Source organism: Parabacteroides sp. AF17-28 (assembly GCF_003479205.1).
Classification (GTDB): Bacteria; Bacteroidota; Bacteroidia; order Bacteroidales; family Tannerellaceae; genus Parabacteroides; species Parabacteroides acidifaciens.
This window is the reverse complement of record NZ_QUGV01000003.1, coordinates 165,961-189,259: the sequence shown is the minus strand read 5'-3', so window position 1 is coordinate 189,259 and position 23,299 is coordinate 165,961. Positions and strand designations below refer to the sequence as shown.

The 23,299-nt window shown below is 45.3% G+C and carries 14 protein-coding genes and 1 tRNA gene; 7 read left to right on the top strand and 8 right to left on the bottom strand.

Translation table 11 applies throughout. The features are described 5' to 3' along the window. Nucleotides 1-31: 31 nt before the first annotated feature. The 4 genes from DWW90_RS03215 to DWW90_RS03200 form a co-directional block, all read right to left on the bottom strand. Nucleotides 32-1,951 (bottom strand): SusD/RagB family nutrient-binding outer membrane lipoprotein, encoded by a 1,920-nt coding sequence (locus tag DWW90_RS03215; RefSeq protein ID WP_122343961.1) that lies wholly within the window; start codon nucleotides 1,949-1,951, stop codon nucleotides 32-34. 119 nt (nucleotides 1,952-2,070) lie between these two features. Next, nucleotides 2,071-5,244 (bottom strand): SusC/RagA family TonB-linked outer membrane protein, encoded by a 3,174-nt coding sequence (locus DWW90_RS03210; protein ID WP_122343960.1) that lies wholly within the window; start codon nucleotides 5,242-5,244, stop codon nucleotides 2,071-2,073. A 317-nt stretch (nucleotides 5,245-5,561) separates the two neighbouring features. Then, entirely contained in the window at nucleotides 5,562-7,583 is a 2,022-nt protein-coding gene (locus DWW90_RS03205) for a RagB/SusD family nutrient uptake outer membrane protein (protein WP_122343959.1), read from the bottom strand. A gap of 12 nt (nucleotides 7,584-7,595) precedes the next feature. After that, the gene (locus tag DWW90_RS03200) at nucleotides 7,596-10,820 is read right to left on the bottom strand and encodes a TonB-dependent receptor (protein ID WP_115501018.1); all 3,225 of its coding nucleotides are present in this window, start codon (nucleotides 10,818-10,820) and stop codon (nucleotides 7,596-7,598) included. Between the two features lie 630 nt (nucleotides 10,821-11,450). Between DWW90_RS03200 and DWW90_RS03195 the strand changes: the two genes are divergently transcribed. The 3 genes from DWW90_RS03195 to DWW90_RS03185 all read left to right on the top strand — a co-directional run bounded on the left by DWW90_RS03195 (nucleotide 11,451) and on the right by DWW90_RS03185 (nucleotide 18,797). After that, a complete protein-coding gene (locus DWW90_RS03195; RefSeq protein ID WP_122331568.1) occupies nucleotides 11,451-14,687 on the top strand; it encodes a TonB-dependent receptor in 3,237 nt (1,078 codons plus the stop codon). Nucleotides 14,688-14,700: 13 nt separating this feature from the next. Beyond that, entirely contained in the window at nucleotides 14,701-16,689 is a 1,989-nt protein-coding gene (locus tag DWW90_RS03190) for a RagB/SusD family nutrient uptake outer membrane protein (RefSeq protein ID WP_122343958.1), read from the top strand. An 848-nt stretch (nucleotides 16,690-17,537) separates the two neighbouring features. After that, nucleotides 17,538-18,797: a serine hydrolase gene (locus DWW90_RS03185; protein WP_122343957.1), complete on the top strand. Its 1,260-nt coding sequence runs from the start codon at nucleotides 17,538-17,540 to the stop codon at nucleotides 18,795-18,797. Between the two features lie 9 nt (nucleotides 18,798-18,806). Here DWW90_RS03185 and DWW90_RS03180 read toward each other — a convergent pair whose 3' ends face one another. Further along, the gene (locus DWW90_RS03180) at nucleotides 18,807-19,748 is read right to left on the bottom strand and encodes a glycoside hydrolase family 43 protein (protein ID WP_122343956.1); all 942 of its coding nucleotides are present in this window, start codon (nucleotides 19,746-19,748) and stop codon (nucleotides 18,807-18,809) included. 151 nt (nucleotides 19,749-19,899) lie between these two features. On the opposite strand from DWW90_RS03180, the gene DWW90_RS03175 reads away from it, so the two are divergent. Then, nucleotides 19,900-20,451, top strand: coding sequence for a 30S ribosomal protein S16 (locus DWW90_RS03175; protein ID WP_115500515.1), 552 nt, complete (start codon nucleotides 19,900-19,902; stop codon nucleotides 20,449-20,451). A gap of 142 nt (nucleotides 20,452-20,593) precedes the next feature. Here the strand turns inward: DWW90_RS03175 and trxA are convergent, their stop codons facing one another. Next, nucleotides 20,594-21,064, bottom strand: a complete 471-nt coding sequence (trxA, locus tag DWW90_RS03170; RefSeq protein WP_115500514.1) for a thioredoxin — start codon at nucleotides 21,062-21,064, stop codon at nucleotides 20,594-20,596. A 196-nt stretch (nucleotides 21,065-21,260) separates the two neighbouring features. Between trxA and DWW90_RS03165 the strand changes: the two genes are divergently transcribed. Further along, nucleotides 21,261-21,345 (top strand) — tRNA-Ser (locus DWW90_RS03165). Between the two features lie 88 nt (nucleotides 21,346-21,433). Here the strand turns inward: DWW90_RS03165 and DWW90_RS03160 are convergent. Continuing rightward, nucleotides 21,434-21,658, bottom strand: coding sequence for a winged helix-turn-helix domain-containing protein (locus tag DWW90_RS03160; RefSeq protein ID WP_115500505.1), 225 nt, complete (start codon nucleotides 21,656-21,658; stop codon nucleotides 21,434-21,436). 230 nt (nucleotides 21,659-21,888) lie between these two features. Here DWW90_RS03160 and DWW90_RS03155 point away from each other — a divergent pair, with 230 nt between their 5' ends. Beyond that, nucleotides 21,889-22,191, top strand: coding sequence for a GNAT family N-acetyltransferase (locus DWW90_RS03155; RefSeq protein WP_167451700.1), 303 nt, complete (start codon nucleotides 21,889-21,891; stop codon nucleotides 22,189-22,191). A gap of 13 nt (nucleotides 22,192-22,204) precedes the next feature. Continuing rightward, complete coding sequence (locus tag DWW90_RS03150; protein ID WP_115500503.1) at nucleotides 22,205-22,429, top strand: (4Fe-4S)-binding protein; 225 nt, start codon at nucleotides 22,205-22,207, stop codon at nucleotides 22,427-22,429. 3 nt (nucleotides 22,430-22,432) lie between these two features. Here DWW90_RS03150 and DWW90_RS03145 read toward each other — a convergent pair whose 3' ends face one another. Next, entirely contained in the window at nucleotides 22,433-23,227 is a 795-nt protein-coding gene (locus DWW90_RS03145) for a hypothetical protein (protein ID WP_115500502.1), read from the bottom strand. Nucleotides 23,228-23,299: the final 72 nt, after the last annotated feature.

Sequence of the window (23,299 nt, the reverse complement as noted above, 5' to 3'; positions counted from 1 at the left end):
ACATTATATATATATGGAGCGTGTGTGCTTCTTACTTCTGGCTCCACCACAAAGCAGTTCCGACGACATCGGGGCCGCCCAGCAGTTCAAGCGCCTTGTTATAGCCCGCCAAATTGTTTGTCTGGATATTGGCCGGGTAGCGATAGCGCTTCGGATAAAATTCCAGACGGCATTCTTTTGAGGTTGCGACAGTGAGCGGAACCTGGTTCAGCGGATTGTAATCCTTTTCGACAGCCTGGTTCTCGAAGAATGGCAATCCGATACGACGGTGGTCGCTCCAGACCTCTTCCGGCAGCCAGGGCATCTGTGCAATGTATTTCTGGGTGAAGATCTTTGTCATCGCGTCGTTGTTGTAGGCGCCGCCGCGATAGATGGAATTCTTCGGATAGCGGTAAGTCATCGTCTTGTTTTCCTTTGTATAAGGATCGACATAATTGACGGTGTACGGAACGGCTTCCGTCGTATGGTCGAAGCTGACGGAAGTCCCGATCCGGTTATAGGCGGTCGAAGCTAAATAAGCCCCGGCTTCACTCTGCAAGCCCTGGTATTCGAAACTGGAAGTCACGCCGTTCTCGTAGTTCGATTTGGCGGAACCCGGAACATTCCAACCGCGCACGGCAGCTTCGGCCAACAGGAAATAACTCTCCCAAGGTCCGAAATAGACGCGTTTCTTGGTGCTCATGCGGTATTGTTTGGACAAGGACGGATAGTTGTAGTTCTTTCCGGTCAGTTCGGTAGACAAACCGCCTTTCACATCCCACTCGCCGGCCACCCAAGTGCCCCAGGTGTATCGCGGGTCGATCGTCAGCATCGGTTTCGTGTTGTCGTTCGGGTCAAAGAGGGAGACTGGCTTCACCTCGCTGGCTGCTCCTATATAGTCGGAATAGACCACGCCGTCGTTCCAGCCGACAACACTGAACAGTTTCGGCGCACGCGGGTCGACATACTGCGGAATGCCGTCGAAATAGAATCCGGCACACGGGTCGTTCGTTGTCAACGGGAAATGTTTATCTAAATACAAGCCCAAATAACTGTGCGGGTCTTTCAGATGCGCCTTCAACGAATCGGGCAGCGGAAATTCGATGTCTCCCAGACCGACAACCAGGTTTTTAAAGGTGACGGACATGGCCTGTGCATTCCACGTGCGCGACATGACACTCGTCAGATCGCTCCAACCATCCTTCTCCTGCACACCGGCCAGTTCTGCGACGGAAGAGATATAACCCTTCGAAGCGGCATCTTCAAACTCACTCCGGGCCAGCTGCGGATCGGCATTAACGATACGCATGGCCAGACGCATACGCAGGGAGTTGGCATATTTCTTCCACATCGTCACATCTCCGGCATAGAAGGCATCTTCGGCTGCCATCGGAGACATATTGATCGAAGGATCGAGCGCCGCTTCGGCCTCTTTCAGTTCCTTCAGGATAAAGCCGTAAATGGTTTCCACACTGTCGTATTCGGCCGGAACGCCGGAGAAGGCATCCAGTGCCGGAATCGGACCGAAACCATCCGCCACTTCCGAGTTCAGATAAGCCCGCCAGATGCGCGCCATCTGGATCACATTCTTATAATAGGGATAGAGATCCGCCTCACCGTCGGCCACTTTCTTCTCGCCTAACTGGATCGCTTTGGTCGCCTGGTTCAGCCACTTCACGGCGTAGTCATTACTCAGGTAAAGCGTGATATAGTCATTATTATCCGTACCGATCGTGAAACCGCTTCCCCGGTTGAAACGGGCCGCCCGGTTCCAGGTCAGGATAAAAATACGCTCGGCGATCTCCGGATTCATCTGGTCGCCGATGATCGAGGCGTTCAGGAACCATTCAGGCTTCACCTTTTCCTCTCCCACCTGGTTCGGGTCTTCATTTATTTCCTGGAAATCGCTACAGGAAGAAAACAAGGCCGCCATCGAGAACATGCCTGCCAATATTTTATTTTTCATATTCATATTCTATTTTTTCTTTTATCATTTACTAAATCTATCAAAAACAACCGTCCGGAGTTCCGGAAAGCTCCAAACACGTTGCGGGAAAGTTTCCGGAGTTTCCGACGACCTCTAAAGTTAGTTTAAAAGCCGACTGTCACGTTGAACGTGAACGAACGGCTTGTCGGGGCCGCCCCATTCTCGAACCCAGTTGCATTCGTATTGGTTGCCGAAACGGATTCGGGATCGATGCCCGGCAGTTTGTAATGGATCATCCACACATTGTTACAGGTGGCGGACAGGCGCAGACGTTGGAACGGAGTCTTCTTCAGCATGGCGCGGTTGAAATCGTAGCCGAGCGTGACGTTACGCAGGCGGATGTTAGTCGCGTCGTAAGTAAAGACTTCCGGCAAACCGTAATTACCGGTCGACCCGATGCGTTCCCAATAATTCTGGTGAGTCACTGGGACGGTGTTTTCCACATATTTGCCGTCTTTCTGAACAACCGTGTTGGGCACGATGAAGTTCTGCCGGTCACCGTTCACCACCGTGCCGGCCGCATTACCGCGGAGATAAAGGTTGGAAGCGGTTGCCGAATACAGATCGCCGCCGATACGGAAGTCGACCAGGAAGCTCAGATTGAATCCTTTATAAGAGAAATTGTTCGTCAAGCCGAGCATCCAGTCCGGATTCTGGTTACCGACTTTGCTCTTCTCTGTCGAGATCAGGGGCAAGCCGTCTTCCCCGACGATCACCTGTCCGTAGTGCGGATCGTTCTTGTCCGTCACACGCATGAATGTCTGGCCATAAATATCACCGTAATAACCACCCTGCACAGCTACAATCTGGATCGCATCCAGCGTCTTAATGTCATAGAGCGTCACGCCCGGATAGAGGTCGATGATCTTGTTGCGGTTCAGCGAGAACTGCGCCGTAGCGCTCCAGCTGAAACCTTGCGGATTGACGCTCCGGAAGATGTCTCCATTCAGGGATATTTCCAACCCTTCGTTCTGGATGTTACCGGCGTTGACCTTGCGGGAACTGTAGCCGGCGAACGGGTCGAGCGGCAGGTTCAGTAACTGGCGGGTCGCATTCGTCTTATACCAGGCGAAGTCCAACCCCAACCGATTCTGGAAAAACCGGACATCGAAACCGGCTTCCCACGACTTGATCAGCTCGCTTCGCACGTCGGAGTTGAACAGGACCTGACCGGGAGAAGCCGTCGTATTGCCATTGTCGTCTTTTCCGACCGTGTAATTATTGTACAGTTGATAAGGGTCCAAATCGTTACCGACCTCCGCATAAGAGGCTCTCACCTTGGCAAAGGTGAACCACTCCGGCATACTTCCGCCGATCTTCGGCAACATATCCGAGATCACGCCCGACAGGCTGACCGAAGGATAGAAATAAGAACGGTTGGCCTTCGACATCGTAGACGACCAGTCGTTGCGCGCCGTCACGTCGAGGAACAGATAGCCGTCCCAGTTCAGCTGCAACGAGCCGTACAGGGAGTTCATCTTCCGGCGGATCAGTTCGGATGTCACAGTCGGTTTATTGATACCGTTGTTCAGGGAGAAAAGGTTCGGGACCAGCAATTCGCCTGCCGACGCATTCATCTTGGTCCTCTCCTGCATCATCAGGTTGCCACCGAATGTCACGAAGCCGCCCAAGCGACTGAGCAGGTTATCCTTGCGGGCGGTTGCCAGGAAACTATAATTGTTTTCATAAAATGTTTCGGAACCTTCGTTATACAGTCCGCGGGGCGTCGTATTGCCACCGGCATAGACTTTCTCGTTCTTGGTTGTCGTATAATAATCCGTACCGCCACGCAGCTCGATATCAAACCAATTGGTCGGTGCATACTTCAACGAGACATTGCCCAGCAGGCGGTTACGGGTATCGTTGTTCTGGCGGTATTTAGTGACCCAGTACGGGTTTTCCTGCGGGTTGCGGGAGGCGTCCCACCAAATCATATTACCCGCTTCGTCCACACAATCTTTAAACTCGGCCACATTCAAGGAGCGCGGCAGGTTGTAAATCGTGCTGAACGCATTCGACGGGTTCACACCCTGGATCGGGCGGTTATGGGCATTCATATTGATATAGTTCACTTTGGCGTCGACCTTCCATTTTTCGGCTTTGTCGAGGAAAGTGGTTGCACGCAAAGTGATATTCGTCTTGTTCAGCTTGGATTCCGGTGTGATCCCGGCATCGTCCGAGCGGTTGATAGACGTGAAAACGGATGTCCCGTTGATATTCTGCTGGAAGCTGACGCCTTCATTAAAAGATGTTCCGGTGCGGAAGAAAGCATCAATATTGTCATACGTGCGGAGAGGCACCTGAAGCCCGCGCCAGTCTGTCACCGTCTGCCCTTCGGCTTTCGGTCCCCAACTCATACGGGATTGGTTGTCGTAGACGCCGACTGAACCCTGTCCGAAACTGTTCTGCATGTCCGGCTTCAGGAAAATAGATTCGGCCGTGATTCCGGCGTTCACCGTAATGCCTAACCCCTCATTCTTCCGTCCCGATTTAGTCGTGATCAAGATCACGCCGTTTCCGGCTCTCGACCCGTAGAGAGCGGCAGCCGAAGCACCTTTCAGGACAGTCATCGACTCGATGTCTTCAGGGTTGATATCGGAAAGTCCGTTACCCATATCGGCACCGGAGTTACCCCAGACATCATCCACACCGCCGGTGAAGTTATCCATCGGCGTACCGTCCACCACGATCAGCGGCTGATTGCTACCGGTCAACGAACTGTTACCGCGGAGCACGATCTTCGACGATCCTCCCACTCCATTACTGGAACGGACGATCTGCAAACCGGAGACTTTACCGGAGAGTGAATTGGCAAGGTTCGGTTCGCGGGAAGCCAACAGGTCGTCTCCTTTCAACTCCTGCATCGCGTAGCCCAATGCTTTCTTATCACGCTTCATACCTAAAGCGGTCACTACCACTTCGTCCAATTTCTGCGTGTCTTCTTCCAGATGTACAGTCAGGGAGGCTTGTCCGGTATAAGGAATATCCTGCGTGATGTAACCGATAAAAGATATCTGGATTACATCTCCGTTCTTCAATCCGTCCAGTGTGAAATTACCATCCATATCGGTCATCGTCCCGTGAGTAGTTCCTCTTATAATCACAGACGCACCGGCGACCGGCCCTAAAGCATCCTCAACGACTCCCGTTACTTTTCCATTTTGCTGGGAAATGCCAGTGATCGGATTGCCTGTACCCGAGGCTGCATATATGTTTCCGGAGAAACACAACGTACTCGCAAGCAAAACCATGCTGACAGGCTTCATTCTTTTCAACATAACTAATGTTTTTTGTTTAATTTATTTGATACATGTCTTGGCTGAAACCAACGTCTTTTTTGATATATCTAACACAAAAAAAGAGAAGTTGTTTTGTCTTTAACTTTACAGAGGAAGGATCGCTATGCCGGGAAAGGAATACCGGGACAATGACCGGATTTGTTTTATAAGGGTCAGAACAAACAAAGCGAAAAAGCAGGCTAAAAAAGCGAAAAAGCTTTTTTTTGATTTGGCTACAAAAAATTAAATAGCCGCCAACCGGCTCCTTGACGGAGACAGTTGGCGGCCCTTAAAGACTTATAACTATTAATAAATACTTATTGTAAAGCTCCCTGGTTAGCTACCGTCGGCCAGTACGGATTCTGGTAAATAGGAGAAGCCGAAACGTCCCCGCCAGAAGTTGTGATATCGAAATGCTGGATATTCAGCGGTTTCAGATAATGTGCCATTGCCCATCTGTAACCATCTTTAGCAATCGAGTTCGATGTCTTTTCATACGGACGATAGTATTTACTGAGATCCGGAGATGAAATGTTCGCTTTAGGATTGTCCATGCCGTAAACCAACAGACTTGCACCTGTTGTTTCATCTTTATACCAATTCTGCATTTCGCCCCAGATTTTGATACCCTCGATATGATACGGAGTAGCGATCATCTGATCCATAGATCTCCAACGGCACAAGTCCATATAACGCAAAGCCTCGGCCATCAATTCGCAACGACGTTCACGACGGATATTGTATAATGTCGGATCGATCAATTGACCGGCAGAATAGGCACCCCAATCGTTTTTAGCCTCTTCGCTCATGACAGTGGCGGCAATTGTCTTATTGTAATCCGGATCTACATGAGCACGCTCACGCAAAGCTCTCCAATAACCCTGTGCCTTAGCATCCAGATTACCGTTCTTTTCATAACATGCTTCCATATAATTCAGCAAAGCTTCAGATGCACGGAACGTGATCGAACCTGTATAGTTTTCACCATTCACACATTGTGCCTGGTCGAAGCTACCGCCTTTACGCAAAGCATAACCTGTTGCATAACCTTTTGCAGCATCACCCGTCAGGATATTGGGAACAGGTTCCACCGGAACAGCATGGTCACCTTCCACTGCTTCGATCAGGATATTCTTCTGCCCCGGTTCTTTCAAGAAGATTGTCAGACGGGAGTCGCGTTCCTTGCGGACATCGGCAATTGTTTCATCACCTTTATAACCACTACCGGCCGCATAGATAGGCAAACCGTTAGCCATCAGGAAGCCATCGACCATACCACGAGTCACGCCGACACCGTAGTCTCCAAACTGTGCTCCAACAACCACGCAGTGCACCTGTCCGAGACCTTTACTATACGGACGCCACATCAACACTTCACTATAAGATGACATATCTACAGCCGAGAACATATCCATGTACGGATTGGCCGGTTCTGTAGCGGCCTGTTGTACCAACCCGGTATTTTCGACCAGTACGGTTGCATCTGCCACAGGCTGAGAAGCCTCCATTGCCAGCGTGAGGAAATAATTGATTTCACTGTCAATATCTCCAGTCGGGTACTGGTAATTGGCATTGTAATCTTTTTCTTTTCCCGGCCATCCCGGACCATTCGGAACGAATGCCGTATTCTTGAAATACTTCAACCAGGTTCCTTCAAACAAAGCAACGCGAGACTTCAACAGCAAAGCAGATTCCTTATTAATACGTGTTTTAGCCTTATCCGGATTCGATTCCATCAATACAATCGCAGAGTCCAGATCCGAGATGATGAAACGAGCCACTTCGTTACGCGGCGAACGCTTGCTGGCCGCCGTCAGCGGTTCCATCTGGTCCGGCAATGTATTCCGGACAATCGGGAAATCTCCAAACATCTGATAGCGTTTGAAATACTCGTAAGCACGCAGGAAATATATTTCGCCGATATAATGGCGGATGTTGGCATCCGAACCGCTTATCTGCTTTTGGCTATAACGCGGCATCACATTTTCAAGGAAATAGTTACAGCTATAAATGAATTTGAAACGATATGGATCGTCGTCAGCCTTTTGTGACTGTATAGTCTTCCACTGACCGGGAATATACTTATTATCATAATTCATATAAGCCTGGTTGTCCGTGTGCTGATCCGTACCGAACGTACCATAATTCCAGTTTCCATGAGAAGGCAGAATATCGGCATACAAGCCATTTGCATAAGAAGCCAACTGAGATTCTTCCGTCAAATAGTTTTCGGGAGAGATAGTCGACATGGGAGTTTCATCCAAAAAGTCATTGCAGGAACACAACAGTCCCAGCAGGGCTACTCCTGCAACATGTTTTAATATATTGATTTGTTTCATTGTTTCCTGTTATTATAAAGTTACACTTACACCAAAAGAAATAGTTTTTGACAACGGATAAGCATTACCATTGTTATCTTTACCACCACTAACTGTTTCCGGGTCAAACATATTAGCCAAAGATGTACCGGTCCACAAGTTTTCACCTGAAACGAACACACGCAGTTTGTTTATAAAGAACTTATTTGTCATAGCAGACGGCAATGTATAACCCAACTGAATGTTTTTCAAACGGATATAAGCGGCATTCTGCAAATAGCGCGTCTGTTTCTTGTTGTTCTTGTCAGAGTCAAAGATCGGACGAGGATAATAAGCGTTCAGGTTTGCAGCCAGGTCGTTGGATTGTTCTGCACGGAAATAATCGGCATGTTCCACAAAACCGGTCGAGTGCCAGATTCCACTGTTACCAACACCCCAGAAATAAGCACTGCCCTGCCAGTAATCACGTTTCATTACGCCTTGGAAGAATGCACGGAAGTCGAAGCCTTTCCAGTCAGCATTCAGATCCAAACCGAACTGGAAGCGAGGAGTATCGTTACCGACAACCTTCAAGTCGCCATGATCATCCAGTTTATTACCGCCGTTATCAATCTTTCCGTCACCATTCAGGTCGGCATACATGATATCGCCGGCAGCCCAATTCGTTCCCAGCGCATTCTGTCCGCCATTAGGCAAAGAAGCCAAATGTTCGTCCATTTCACTCTGTGACTTTGCAATGCCGATCGTTTCATATCCCCAGATTTCACCCATCTTGCGTCCGGCATTGTATTTATCCAATGTTCCGGTCGGGTTCGGATAACGAGTGATTTCAGTCTGCGCATCAGAAAGGATAAATGTCACTCCATAGCCCAATCCGTTTTTCAAGCGGTCTTGCCAGCTGATATTCAAATCAAAACCATAAGTTTTCAAGTCGGTATTGTTTGTCTTCGGAACGTCCAGACCTAAAATAGCAGGAAGTTCAGGAGCCGGGCCGATCATATCCAATGTTTTACGCTGGTAGTAATCAAACGAACCTGTCAAACGGTTGTTCAGAGCGCCAAAGTCCAAGCCGACATTCCAGTTACGAACCCGTTCCCAGCCTAAAGAAGAACTGATCAACGCCGGAACATAAGCCGCATTCGGCAAAATACCGCCCTGTAACCATTTACCATCACTTGCCTTAACAGACAATGATTGATAAGTCGGATACCATTCTGTTGTATTCTGGTTACCCAATTCACCATAAGAACCACGGAATTTGAATGTTCCGACATAGTCCGCCAGATCACCCCAGAACTCTTCTCGAGCCACATTCCAACCGACAGAGAAAGAAGGGAACCAGTTCCAGCGCTGGTCTTCACGGAAACGGGAAGTACCATCATAACGCAAGTTTATTTCTGCCAGATATTTACCCTGATAATCATAATTCAGACGGCCGAAGAAACCGGCTGTGCTCCAACGTGCGCGTGAACCGTTAGTGGAAGGAGTTACCGGATTGCCCTGATAGTCCAAACCCGTCGTAATATCGATTTCCGGCAATCCCGGTACAATAATACCGTTTCTCTGCAAACCGAACTTAGTCTGGCTTAATCTTTCGCACTGGAAACCGACCATCGCTTTGAAATTATGGCCTGATTCCAAACTATGTGAATACTCTGTATAAGCATTAATATTCATATAGTTTTCTTTCAGATAATCTTCATGTACATTCGTACTCTGGTTATAAACATAAGGATTGCCATCCACATCATGGTTATAAGTCAGCTGCTTGTCCCAATGACGGTTAGCTGATTTGATGCGATAGTTGAAATCGACATGTGTAACCCAGTTCTTAATCGGTTCCAGGATCAAGGAAGCCTGCTGATATAAGTTGTCAGTCTGCGTTTTGTCGCGACCACCATCTCTCAGGCCCAGAGCCGGAGAAGGAGAAGAATATAAATATCCGTTACTGTCGTACAATGGCAAAGTAGGCCATCCCTGGCGGGCAAGGTTGTAATACAAGTCATCCGTCAAATCCGAAGGACGTCCGTAATCTTCACGAGTAAAACGGTTGCTGTAATTAAACTTAGCCCACTCCGTCAAGGTCACGTTTATTTTGGCAGTCGTAGTATAACGTTTGTACTTATCCTGATTGAACACCATCAAACCATTTTGATCCAGGAAGTTCATTGACAGATAATAATTGATTTTTTCAGTACCGCCATTAACGCTCAAGTTATGTTCCTGAGAAAATGCCCAATTACGATACAAAGCATCATACCAGTTTGTGTTTGCATTACCGGCAGCATAGCCATCCGCCCAATATTGGCCATTCGCTGTGATAGGATCCGTCAATGTCCCATTCTGGAAATCTTTGATTCGCTGCAAATGCTCAGTTGTAAAATGCGGAGTCTGGCCGGCGTTGATAGCAGCATCATTATAGAACGTTGCAAAAGTGTAAGAATCCATCTGATTCGGAGTCTTTACCGGATCGTTCCAACGGAAGCTATTGTTATAGTTTACAACCGGCTTACCTGTTCTACCGCTTTTTGTCGTAATAAGGATTACCCCGAAAGGAGCACGTGAACCGTAGATAGAAGAAGCGGCGGCATCTTTCAGTACGGAAATGTTTTCGATATCCTGCGGGTTGATAGAGTTAATATCTCCTTCCATGCCATCGATCAATACCAGCGGGCTACCTTTTGATCCCTCGCCGATAGTTGCCGTACCACGAACCTGGATATCTGCTGTTTTATCCAAACTACCACTGGACGACGAAATCTGCAAACCCGGCACCATACCTTGCAAAGCCTGCGTTGCGCTCACCACAGGACGTGATTCCAGCGCCTCCGAATTAACAGTACCGACAGAACCTGTCAAGTTCACTTTCTTCTGCGTACCGAAACCGACAACAACAACTTCGTCCAATTTCTGGGTATCTTCCGCCAATTTGATTTGAAGGGATGTCTGCCCGGTATATGGAATTTCCTGAGTGGTGTAACCAATAAAAGAGATCACGATAATATCACCCTTTTTCACCCCTTCCAAAGTAAAGTTACCATCCATATCGGTCATAATACCGTTAGTGGTTCCTTTTACGATTACTGATGCTCCGGCAACTGGGCCAAATTCATCTTCTACAACACCTGAACATTTTCCACTTTGTTGGGAAATGTTCAGACTCTCACCGACTGTAGTCGGTTCAGCGCAAGCGTCTTTTGGGAAAGAAAACGCTCCAGCCAGTAAGATTAAGCTGATAGGTCTGATTCTTTTAAACATAATTTGTGTTTTATTAAATTGAAAAAATCCTTCTGATATCTGTAATAACCTTTTAACGAAATAAAACAGGCAGGTTCTGCACGTTTTCGCGTTTTTGTGATTAACATGATATTAGTTCTAAAAGAACTCTGCACATTTCATATCGGTGTCAAAGATATGAAATTTCTGCATTGTAGTGTTATTTTTCTAAAAAAAATACGTAGAGACTCCTTTTTTAACACATTGTACTTTTTTACGATTTTGCATAAATAATTGTGGATCAAAATAATGTATGCTTTGAAAATAGGATACTTTATTGAATAAGGATATTAAGTATCGTATTAACTGCTTGTGGCAAATCCGTTAAGATGAGCAAACATCAGTAAACTAAATTTCTTAAATAATTATGACATAAAAAATCCTCATTATTTATAATACATAGATAATCAGATAGATAAAGAGAGCTATGAAAGTAAAATCGATTACTAAAACACCAGAGTTCTTTTAGAACTAATGACAAAAGAAGATAAAGACTAAACGCAAAAACTAAAAAAACTCCAACATTTTGTACATGAAAGTAGAATAGCGATTGTAAGCGCCGCCATTTTAATTAAAAGAACATTCTTTCAATTAAATATTAAGACACAAATTATGTTGAAAAATTTTAAACCTATCAGCTTAATCTTGCTGGCAGGAGCCACTTGTTTCCCCGCAAGCATTTTTGCAGAAACAATGCCCTCCAAGCAAAGCGTGAGTATTTCCCAGCAGAGCGGGAAAGTCACAGGTACTGTTGAAGATGACCTCGGTCCTGTAGCCGGTGCATCTGTCGTAGTGAAAGGGACAACCAATGGGATTATGACCGACATGGACGGTAATTTCGTATTGGAAGGTGTAAATAAGGGGGACATCATCCAGATTTCCTTCATCGGTTACACAACTCAGGAAATAACGTATAACGGCCAACCTTCTCTTCAAGTAAAACTTTCCGAAGATACTCAGAAGCTCGATGAAGTCGTTGTTGTTGCTTTCGGTACGCAAAAGAAAGTGAATGTAACCGGAGCCGTTTCATCTGTTGGGGCGAAAGAACTCTCAGCCCGTCCGGTAAACTCTACTATCGACGCCTTACAGGGTGTTGTGCCGGGTATGAATATCTCGACAAGCAACGCCGGTGGTTCTCTGAATGCCGATAAATCGTTCAACATTCGTGGTACAGGTAAAATCGGGGATTATGGTTCCGCTTTAACTCCTCTTGTTTTGATCGACGGCATGGAAGGAGACATCAACGCAATCAACCCGCAGGATATCGAAAACATCTCTGTACTGAAAGATGCTGCCGCTTCATCCATTTACGGTTCACGTGCTCCGGGCGGTGTTATTTTGGTAACAACAAAAAGAGGTAAAGCCGGTAAGCCGAACATCAACTACAACAACAACTTCCGTTTCAACTCACCGTTGAATATGCCGCATATGGCTGACTCTTACAGCTTTGCTCTTGCCATCAATGATCAGATTGCAAATACCGCAAATGCTGGAGCGCCGATGTATAGCGCAAAAAAGCTGCAACAGATTTTAGACTATCAACAAGGCAAAGGCGGCCAATACATGTGGGAACTTAACGGACGCTGGAATTCATTCGACGACCCGAACCGTATGGATATTATGCCTGCAGCCAATACGGACTGGTTGCACGAACTGTTCGGAAGCAGTTTCACACACGAACATTCGCTCAGCGTGAATGGCGGTTCCGAAGCGATGCAATACTACCTGTCGGCCAACTATTTGGATCAGGGTGGTTTGCTGAAATACGGAGACGACGGTAAAAAGCGCTATTCATTAACAGCAAAGATTAATGCCGATTTGGCTAAATGGTTAAAAGTGGGCTACAGCATCCGTTTCAATCGTTCTGATTTCGACTCGCCCTCATTTGCCAACAATGGTGTAGGTGATGTACATTCAAATGTATTCTATTTTGACGTTTGCCGTTATTGGCCGGTAATTCCGCTTGTCGACCCGAACGGTTATTACACAGCAGAATCAAAAATCTATCAGTTGGAAACCGGTGGACGTTATAAAACCCAAAGCGACGTTCTGGCACAGCAGCTCCAATTCCTGATCGAACCGATTAAAAACTGGAAAACGACTGTCGAACTGAACTATCGTTCGAATTATAACTTCGATCATACGGATTACCAGACCGTTTATGCTTATGATGTAAACAAAAACCCGTATGCCATCGCCAATACGACTTCCGGAGTAAAGGAATATGGTTATAAGAGCAACTTCTTTAACCCGAATATCTTTACAGAATACAGCCAGCAGCTTGAAAGCGGACACAACTATAAAGTAATGATCGGTTTCCAGAGTGAACTCTTCAAACAACGGGACATCACGGCCAGCCAGGACGGTATCATGGCAGGTATCCCGACATTGAATACGACATCGACCAATGCGCGCAATAGCGGTGGTTATGCAGAATGGGCAACAGCCGGTTTCTTCGGCCGTATCAATTATGACTACAAAGGACGCTACCTGGCTGAAGTAAATATGCGCTACGACGGTACTTCACGCTTCCTGGCCGACCAGCGTTGGAACTGGTTCCCCTCTTTCTCTTTGGGATGGAACATTGCACGTGAAGCATTTTTCGAGAACATGACAGACCTGATCAGCACATTGAAACTTCGTGGTTCATGGGGTGAATTAGGTAACCAGAACACAGAAAACTGGTATCCGTTCTATCGCATAATCGATTTCAAACAGAATGACGGTAAATGGTTGGTTAATGGGGTTAAACCCAATACCGCAGCAGAATCCAAACTGGTTTCCGCTTTATTGGGATGGGAAAAGACACAGACACTGGATATCGGTTTGGACGTAGCCATGCTTAACAACCGTTTGAATGTAAACCTGGACTATTTCCAGCGCAAATCCAAAGACATAGTTGGTCCGGCACCGGAATTGCCTAATATATTAGGTATAAAAGTTCCGAATGTAAACAATCTGGATATGACCTCCAAAGGTTGGGAATTGATGGTTACATGGCGTGACCAGATTCAAGACTTCAGATATGGAGCGACATTGTCATTATCAGACAACCAAGTTGTCGTCGATAAATTCCCGAACCCGTCAAAAGACTTAGGCCAAAAGTATTACGATGGTTCTCATTTAGGGGATATCTGGGGATACCAGACTGTCGGAATTGCCAAAACGGATCAGGAAATGCAGGATCATCTGAGCAAAGTAAACCAGTCCACTCAAGGAAGTAACTGGGGAGCAGGCGATGTCATGTATGCCGATATCAACAACGATGGCGTTATCAATGATGGAGATAATACTCTGAATGACCATGGTGATAAAGTTTTATTGGGAAACAGCACTCCACGCTATAACTTCGGTTTGAATCTGGATGCTGCATGGAAAGGTTTCGACCTGAAAGTATTCTTCCAAGGTACACTGAAACGCGACTACATGCCGTCTGACGGCGCTATGATGTTCTGGGGTTCCGTTGGCTACTGGCAGACAAACTTCTTCGAAAGCCACCTGGATTATTTCCGTCCGGAAGGAACCGACAGCCCGTTAGGAGCCAATGTCAACGGTTACTTCCCACGCCCGGTACAGGATAACAAAAACCGTAAAGCACAAAGCCGGTATATGCAAAATGCAGCATATTGCCGCCTGAAGAACGTTACATTGGGTTATACATTGCCGATGCAATTGACAAACAAATTCTTCGTGAATAATTTGCGTTTGTTTGTCTCTGCAGAAAACTTATTCACAATCACCAGCTTGCGTGATACGTTTGATCCTGAAACAATTGGTGTAGGTGACTGGGACGGATGTACTTATCCTCTGTCTAAAACCTTCTCATTTGGTTTAAGTGCAACATTTTAATTAACAGAAGATTATGAAGACATATATTAAAGTATTAACAATAAGTGCATTAATAATGGGCGGCTTTAGCAGTTGCAACGATTTTCTTGACAGGGAACCGTTGGACAAAGTAATCCCTGAAAAGTTCTTTAATGCAGAGAGTGATTTGGCGGCTTATGCCATCAACAACTATAAGTTTGAGACAGTCACCGACAGCTACGGCATCAACCTGTTCGGTAAAGACAACGATACCGACAACCAGGCCGGAACCGGCGATCCGAAATTCTGGCTTCCCGGATTGAAACAAGTGGCATCTTCTGTTGGTGACGACGGATACAAGTGGGAAAACATACGTTCCTGCAACTATTTCTTCGACAACGTACTTCCCAAGTATGAAGCCGGAGAAATCAGCGGGAATCAGGAGAATGTGAAACATTATGTCGGTGAAATGTATGTAAACCGTGCTTATTCTTATTACCAGATGTTGGTGAAATACGGAGATTTACCCATTGTCACAACAGCCCTCCCCGATATCGAAGATGAGCTGATGAAAGCATCCGAACGCCAACCGCGTAATAAAGTGGCACGCTTTATCATCGAAGATTTGAAAAAGGCGGAAGACATGCTGTTGACAACGGCTCCCGGCGGAAAAAACCGTATCAGCAAAAACGTTGCTTACCTGTTGCACGCACGTGTTGCCCTTTTTGAAGCGACTTGGGAAAAATATCATCAAGGAACAGCTTTCGTCCCGGGAGGAAAAGGCTGGCCGGGTAAAGACGCACAAGGCTATAACGCTGATGCCGAAATCAATTATTTCCTGGACGAAGCAATCGCAGCTTCTAAAGTTATCGGAGACCAGCTTGTTGGCAATCTGGCTAATAACACGGATGCAGCAGAAGGCATGGATGCAAACCTGAATTCCTTGAATCCTTATTACACCATGTTCTGCGACGAAAACATGGAAGGATACGATGAAATCCTGATGTGGAAGAAGTTTGACGAATCATTAGGCGTCACAGCCAACTTGCAGATGGAATTGGAACGTAACGGCGGTGGTTCGGGATGGACACGCGGAATGGTCAATTCATTCCTGATGCGCAACGGTCTGCCTATTTATGCAAACGGTTCCGGTTATGATAAAGAATGGGAAAAAGAAGGCGTAAACGCGACTCTTCAAAACCGTGACTCCCGTATCGTGATCTTTACAAAGAAACCAGGTGATGTAAACTTCTATCAGCCGGATGGAACACCTGCACTTTGTCAGATCAGCTTTATCTACGGGGATGCCGGAAGCTTGGCAACAACAGGTTTCATCATCAAAAAAGGAAAGCATTATTCCAGCCATATGGCAAACGACCATAATGCGTCTACATCAGGCGGTATCGTCTTCCGCGGCACGGAAGCCATGCTGATCTACATGGAAGCAAGCTACGAAAAGAACCATGTGGTCGACGCAACAGCCAGCAGTTATTGGAAAGCCTTACGCCGCCGTGCCAAAGTGGACGAAGACTTCAACAAAACAATTGCAGCCACAATCATGTCGGAAGAGGCAAAAGGCGACTGGGGCGCGTATTCACACGGCCAGTTGATCGATCCTACTTTGTATAATATCCGCCGTGAACGCCGCAACGAGCTTTGTGCCGAAGCATACCGTTGGACAGACCTGAAACGTTGGCGCGCATTAGACCAGATGAAGACTACGCCCTATCGTACCGAAGGTATGCTGTATTGGGGTAGCGTGTATGAAAAGGAATTGGCAGACCTTTGCGTTGTCGATCCGGCAAAAGGCAATATGTCTTCTCCAGAATTAAGCAACTACATCGTTCCTTACGAAAAAACAGCTAACGGCGATATCGCCAAACAAGGAGGATTCAAATTCACTCCGGCTCACTATCTGGAACCGATCAGTGTCGACGTATTCCGCCAGACAGCCGTAGACAAAAACGATTTCTCAAGCGCTGTCGTTTATCAGAATCCAGGCTGGGGCTATCAAGCCAGCATGGGCGCGACAGAAGTCGAATAATATAGACGGACTTAGAATAAGTTAATTCATACCCGGAGAGAACGTTTACAGTTTCTCTCCGGGTATTTTTTTTACCTTCTAACTTTCAATTTTCAACTCTTAACTTTCAACTATCCCCCGGGGGGCTTATTGTATAAAACGCATTTTTCAGGCTCGAAAGGCATCCGAAATCAAACAAATGTTAATCCGCTTTTTTGACCTCAAAAAGGGACTTTTTCCTCTTTTTGGAGCGTTTTCAACAATTACGACCGTCCTCTTTGCCATTACGACCGTGCTAATGTGTAGTGCACTCGGCACCTCGCGAAGATTAGCACGGTCGTAATGGCGATTTGGACGGTCGTAATTGAAAAGAGGACCGTCTTTAAGGCAAAAAAGCACCTGAATTTCCTTGGGATATTTGGAACGCCGTCCGTTTTATTTTCAAATATTCGATTCTCCGGGAGTTAAGCTTTATCACTTTGTCGGCGTTTATGCCTTCCGGCAATCAAAAAGAATGCTTTTCAGAACGGACTGCGCACCTCGTTTTTCCAATTGTCATAAAGGGGAGCTTAAACTGCAAAAAAAGTCAATCCAAAATGGATCAAGATTTCGGACGAAATAGAAAAACGGTCGAAAAGGGGGGTTAATGTATATTTTTCAGATTTGCAGGAGGTTCAAAACAGGCCAAAAATAAAACAGTAAATCATTATTTCTTGCTTCAAATATGTCAAATTTTTAGACACCGTTGTCTAAAAATTTGACAGTTAGCCACCACACCGACAGACCTATTCCAATTGATAACCAACGTCTTAAACACATTGGCACATTTTTTGCATTTATATAAACAAAGAACTACTAAACACGACAACATGAAATTCAACAGTTACATTAAATCCAAACAAAGGACAATCTGCGCTCTTGGCTCTATCGGCCTTGCCGTTGCCCTGCTTTCATCATGCGGGATATTCTATAAATACCCGACTATCAACGATTATACCCAATTTCCTTATACCGCAATCCATCATGGGGATTCCATCTATCATTTTAAACCATGCGGCAATAACGACATTAGCCAGCTATTAGTAAGAGGTCAAGGCAGAGACAGAGATACAGTCGATTTACCTTTAGACACCTACTTGCAATCGACCCGGACAGCCGCTTTTGTCGTTATAAGAAATGACTCCGTCTTATTTGAAAAATACTATAACGGTTACAACCGCAACCAGCTGATGAATGTCTTCTCCATCTCAAAATCAGTAACATCCCTATTGACCGGATTAGCCATTGAAGACGGTTATATACAAAGTGTTACGGACCCTGTTACGAAATATGTACCCGAACTGTTGAGTGGTGATGCCAAATTTCAGAGGTTGACGATTGAAGACTTACTGAATATGCGTTCCGGACTGAAGTTCAATGAAAATTATGGCAGCCGTTTTTCCAAAATGGCAAAGTTATATTACGGTAAAAACCAATTGGGACAAATAAAGAAAATGAAATTCGCCCACGAACCGGGGAGCGTATATGAATATCAAAGTGTAACCACCGCCCTATTAGGTATCGTCCTGGAAAAGGCAACAGGTAAAGAATTGGGTAAATACCTGGAAGAGAAAATATGGATTCCATTAGGCATGGAGCATGATGCCACCTGGAGCCTCGACGACGAGAAACATCGTTCGGCCAAAGCCTATCAAGGACTAAACCTGACGGCTATCGACCTGGCCAAGATCGGACAACTTTACCTGAACAAAGGAAAATGGAACGAAAAACAAATTATCAATCCCGATTGGATAAAGAAATCCACCACGCCTAATGTCAACAATGAAGGCTATCAATATCAATGGTATAGCATGGATGAATGGTATTACACCAAAGACGGGCCCTATTTTCCGGATTCAATCAGTGCAGAAAAAGCTATGCAGCAAACAAAATACGACTATTACGACATAAAAAAGCAGAGAAATGGGAAATGGTGCGTCCTCGCATATACAAATGCCTTTTATGCCATGGGATATATGAAGCAAGTCTTATACGTAGATCCTGACAAAAAAGTTGTAGTCGTACGAATAGGAGAAATCGGAGATGTAGAGCTCGGTTTTATTGCAGATGAGTTAGTCAATAAACTATAAGGCGGAAGCTTATTCCACGACTACCGGTCGAATCAGATTGCCGCCGATCGAGACTCCGTTTTTGTCAGAAAAAGACATATCGATAATATATGTATTCCGCTGATTGACCTCCGTCTGGCTTTTATGCGCGTGAAAGACATAACGATATTTCCCATTTCCGTCCACAAACGGAGCGCCGTGCCCTGTGCCGACAAGGTTTTCCACTTTGTGCAACAAGGGATTTCCCGTGTATTTCTTCCACGGGCCGAAGGGCGATGCGGAAGTGGCATAACCGACCGCATAATCCAGGCTTCTGAAATCATTGGCTGAATAGAGCAAGTAATAAACACCGTTTAGTTTAAGTGGTGAAGGTCCTTCTGCAACCTTTCCGAACACTGTTTCCCATGGCTCGGTCGCCTCGATGCATTGCGTCAGTGTCTCTTCCTTTATTTCTTTCAGGTTGTCTTTCAGCTCCGCGCACCAGATCACATTGCCATTCGTAAAACGGACGAAATAAAGGTAAGCCTTCCCGTCTTCATCGAACAAGACAGAAGTATCGATCCCCTTCTCTTCACGGATAGGTCGTTTTTCGTCCTGCACGAAGGGACCTAAAGGGGAATCGGACGTCGCGACACAAACATGTTCTTCCACCGAGTAATACATATAAAATTTCTTGTATTTCTCGACATAGTAAACCTCCGGCGCCCAGAACCACTTGTCTCCATACGAATCATCCTTGCTCAAAGCCAGGTTTGCAGACCGCTTCCATGATTTCAGATCGTTCGAACAATAGACCTCGAAACCGTCCCCCCTTGAAGTTCCGTAGGCATAATACATATCTTTATAACACAAGATATAAGGATCGGCAATCGGCAGGACTGTAGAAACCGTTTCTTCCCCTAAGGCGGAAACACTCACATACAGAGTCCACAGCAATGTAAAGATTATCTTTTTCAGTATATTTGTATTCATAATGTATTCGTTTATTATTAGGCAATTGTGTATTTTTGCATCCGCTACAAAAGTAATCAATTATTTTCTTTCCCGATCTATTTGTTTTCTATTCGGAAATTCATATCTTTGCACCCGCTAATACAAACAGCTTAAATTAATTATTTCAAACATGGCAACAAAAATTAGATTGCAGAGACACGGTCGCAAAAGCTACGCTTTTTATCAGATCGTAGTCGCAGACAGCAGGGCTCCACGTGATGGAAAGTTTATTGAAAGGATAGGTTCTTATAATCCGAACACTAATCCTGCTACAGTAGATTTGAACTTCGAAAGAGCTTTGTATTGGTTACAGGTAGGTGCACAACCTACAGACACCACTCGTAATATCCTTTCCCGTGAAGGCGTTTGCATGAAAAAGCACTTACTGGAAGGCGTTAAGAAAGGTGCATTCGACGAAGCAACAGCTGAAACTAAGTTTCAGGCTTGGTTGAAGAACAAACAAGCTTCTACTCAGGCTATAAAAGAGAAAGACAGCGAGGCTGCAAAAGCTGCAGAAAAAGCTCGTCTGGAAGCCGAAAAAGAAGCAAACAAGGCAAAAGCAGAAATCGTTGCTAAAAAGAAAGCAGAATTGGCAGCCGCTGAAGCTGCTAAGCAAGCTGAAGAAGCAGCTGCTGCCGCTCCGGCAGAAGAAGCTCCTGCAGCAGCAGAAAGCGCTGAATAATTCGTGCCGAGCCAAAATAAAAAGAGGACACCTTGAGGGTGCCCTCTTTTTTATTGCCCGCCGCCTCTCTCCTACACAAAAAAAACGCCTGACCCTACAAAGAGAACCAGGCGCTATGCAATTATCTTCAAAGAGATATACTTTACTTCTTCAACAAGAAATTGTCGATTTGTTCCACAAACTGCTCTTTCGACAAAGCTCCCTGAGCAAGCTGCGGCTTACCATTCTTGGGGATAAACAGCAAAGTCGGTATACTCTGGATGCCGAATGCAGCCGCCAATTCTTTTTCATTATCCACATTAATCTTATAGATAATAATGTCGTCCTTATACTGCGCTGCCAGTTCTTTCAGGATCGGAGACACACGCTTGCAAGGCCCACACCAGTCTGCATAGAAATCTATAATTGCAGGTTTGTTTCCCTCATACACCCATTGCGTCTGATTCTTTTCGTAATTATATACTTTCGTCAGAAAGTCCGCCTTATTTAAGACAACCACTTCCCCCGATGCAGCCGCCTTTTCTGTTTCATTCTTTTCAGGTTTTGCAGACATGGAACAACTAACCAAAATCAGCGCCATAGCCACCATCAATAGACTTTTCAAATTTCTCATATAAACCTCGTTACTATATTTAATTATTACTACCTACAAAAATAACAATAAAAAACCACAAACGTTCAATCCCTGTGGTTAAAAGAAAAGTATGAGCTCATAAATAAAAAATATCAGCACAAAAAATAGGATATTCCAAAATAATCACTACCTTTGCACCGCAATAGAGAAAAAAATACTGTTGCAAAATATAATTGGAGAGATGGCAGAGTGGTCGATTGCGGCGGTCTTGAAAACCGTTGAACCGAGAGGTTCCGGGGGTTCGAATCCCTCTTTCTCCGCAAAACAAAAATCGGAAGGCCTGCAGATTAATCGTTTGCAGGCTTTTCTATTTTTCAGGAATCTTATCAAAAAGACTGCTGTTCAATTTTAGTAATACATTTCTGGAATCGAAATATTCAATTCAGCATGCAGCACACCGCTTTTTTCTACCAAGCGCACTTTCTTTTCCTTGACTAACCATCCTAAAGCCAAACAAACCAAAGACTCTTGACGATGAGTCATCTCACCTATCTTTTCAACAGAGAGAGTCTTTCTTTCCGATAACAAAGACCAGATCTGACCGGCCTCTGAAACAACATCGTTCTTGTTCATAATACTTTGCTTTTAAATGTAAATTATTCCTCACCATTTCTTAAGAAAGCCAAATACTTTTCGCTTTAAAAATTGAACAATTCTACACCCAAAATAGTTCTATAAAACTGTGTAAATCAACATTAAAATGAAGAAAAAAGGATTAACGCCTTACAAATCTTCGTCTCCATAAAACAAAATCTTTGTATCTGTTGTTCTAAATAAAACCAGACATCAATTAAAACAAATACATGATGGAAGATTATGAACTTATAGACAACACCGAAGAGAAACAATTCGAGTTTCATATCGGCAAGTACAAACCGCTGATCGAATATATCATATCGAAAAACGGCGAGATCTACTTGACCCACACGGAAGTTCCGGTAGAACTGGAAGGGAAAGGTGTCGGTAGCCAATTGGTAAAAAAAGTACTCACGGAAATAGAGAAACGGAAACTCCGTCTGGTTCCGATGTGTCCTTTTGTAGCCGGGTACATACAAAAACACCCGGAATGGAAAAGTTTAATTATGAGAGGTATTAATATAGGGTAATAAGAAAAAGAGTATGGGAAAAATTCATGAGTATTCAAATGGTGAACTCACCATTGTCTGGCAGCCTGACCTTTGCCAGCACGCCGGGATCTGCGTTAAGATGTTACCGAAAGTGTATAACCCCAAAGAACGTCCCTGGATCAAAATAGAAAATGCGACAACCGAAGAGCTGATCAACCAGATCGGCAAATGCCCTTCGGGCGCATTAAGCTACAAACTGGATAAAAAAGAGGAGTAGCAATTACTCCTCCTGCATCCCTTCCAGATAACGCTCGGGAGCCAGCCCCATGCGCTGGAGAAAACCAGCCAGGGCACTGTATGTCAAATTGTTCTCCGCCCGGTTCTGCAAAGCAATCTGACGGAGACAATCGAATGGTATCGTATAGTCGACATAAGGGACCAGATCGCCATCCGTAAAATCATATCCGGCATTAACCGGATCGCAAAACTGCACGATCCGCCACTCCTGTTCGGAAGCAAAACAAGGTTCCCGTACTTCGAGACAGGCATTACAAAGCATCGAAAAGAGGCGGGAATCCCGCGTAAACCCGGTATGTTCTTCGTCGTAAAAAAATTTATCGTACTCCCGTTCCATCTGCGAGACAAAAGTCTTCAAATTCTCTTCCTCATTATATTTACACTGAAGCAAATATTTGTCGTCAGACAAACTATATTCTCCTATCGCACCATAATCGAAAGTCAACCGCAGATACGGACTCTTTCCCTGTTTCAACCCTGAAGGTATTTCCGGACTCTGATATACAGGAAGGGCATACATTTCCATTTCCGGCCCGATCAGCATCCGGCGGTTTGTCCTGAAAAAAGGAATTTCACGCTTACTATGCTCCGCGCCGATTCCTTTTTGCTCTTCATACAAAACGATTGCACGACGAAGAAGAGACAGGCCATAGCCTATTTCCTGCTCCGGCAAACGATACATCAAATTAGGAACCCGAAGGCTGAAAGAACAGGGTGTCTGGGAAAGTTGGCATCCCCGGACAAAGGATTCTACTGAAACATAGGAATATAAATCCATCTTTTATATTTTTTTTCGAGGTCAAATATACGGATTATATAAGAGATTATCTATCTTTGTTTAAACATTTAT

Bases quoted from the DNA above. Each gene is read 5' to 3' on its own strand.
- DWW90_RS03195 (WP_122331568.1), top strand. From the start codon at position 11,451: ATGTTGAAAAATTTTAAACCTATCAGCTTAATCTTGCTGGCAGGAGCC.
- DWW90_RS03155 (WP_167451700.1), top strand. From the start codon at position 21,889: ATGATGGAAGATTATGAACTTATAGACAACACCGAAGAGAAACAATTC.
- DWW90_RS03215 (WP_122343961.1), bottom strand. From the start codon at position 1,951: ATGAATATGAAAAATAAAATATTGGCAGGCATGTTCTCGATGGCGGCC.
- trxA (WP_115500514.1), bottom strand. From the start codon at position 21,064: ATGAGAAATTTGAAAAGTCTATTGATGGTGGCTATGGCGCTGATTTTG.
- DWW90_RS03200 (WP_115501018.1), bottom strand. From the start codon at position 10,820: ATGTTTAAAAGAATCAGACCTATCAGCTTAATCTTACTGGCTGGAGCG.
- DWW90_RS03150 (WP_115500503.1), top strand. From the start codon at position 22,205: ATGGGAAAAATTCATGAGTATTCAAATGGTGAACTCACCATTGTCTGG.
- DWW90_RS03160 (WP_115500505.1), bottom strand. From the start codon at position 21,658: ATGAACAAGAACGATGTTGTTTCAGAGGCCGGTCAGATCTGGTCTTTG.
- DWW90_RS03175 (WP_115500515.1), top strand. From the start codon at position 19,900: ATGGCAACAAAAATTAGATTGCAGAGACACGGTCGCAAAAGCTACGCT.
- DWW90_RS03145 (WP_115500502.1), bottom strand. From the start codon at position 23,227: ATGGATTTATATTCCTATGTTTCAGTAGAATCCTTTGTCCGGGGATGC.
- DWW90_RS03180 (WP_122343956.1), bottom strand. From the start codon at position 19,748: ATGAATACAAATATACTGAAAAAGATAATCTTTACATTGCTGTGGACT.
- DWW90_RS03185 (WP_122343957.1), top strand. From the start codon at position 17,538: ATGAAATTCAACAGTTACATTAAATCCAAACAAAGGACAATCTGCGCT.
- DWW90_RS03205 (WP_122343959.1), bottom strand. From the start codon at position 7,583: ATGAAACAAATCAATATATTAAAACATGTTGCAGGAGTAGCCCTGCTG.
- DWW90_RS03210 (WP_122343960.1), bottom strand. From the start codon at position 5,244: ATGTTGAAAAGAATGAAGCCTGTCAGCATGGTTTTGCTTGCGAGTACG.
- DWW90_RS03190 (WP_122343958.1), top strand. From the start codon at position 14,701: ATGAAGACATATATTAAAGTATTAACAATAAGTGCATTAATAATGGGC.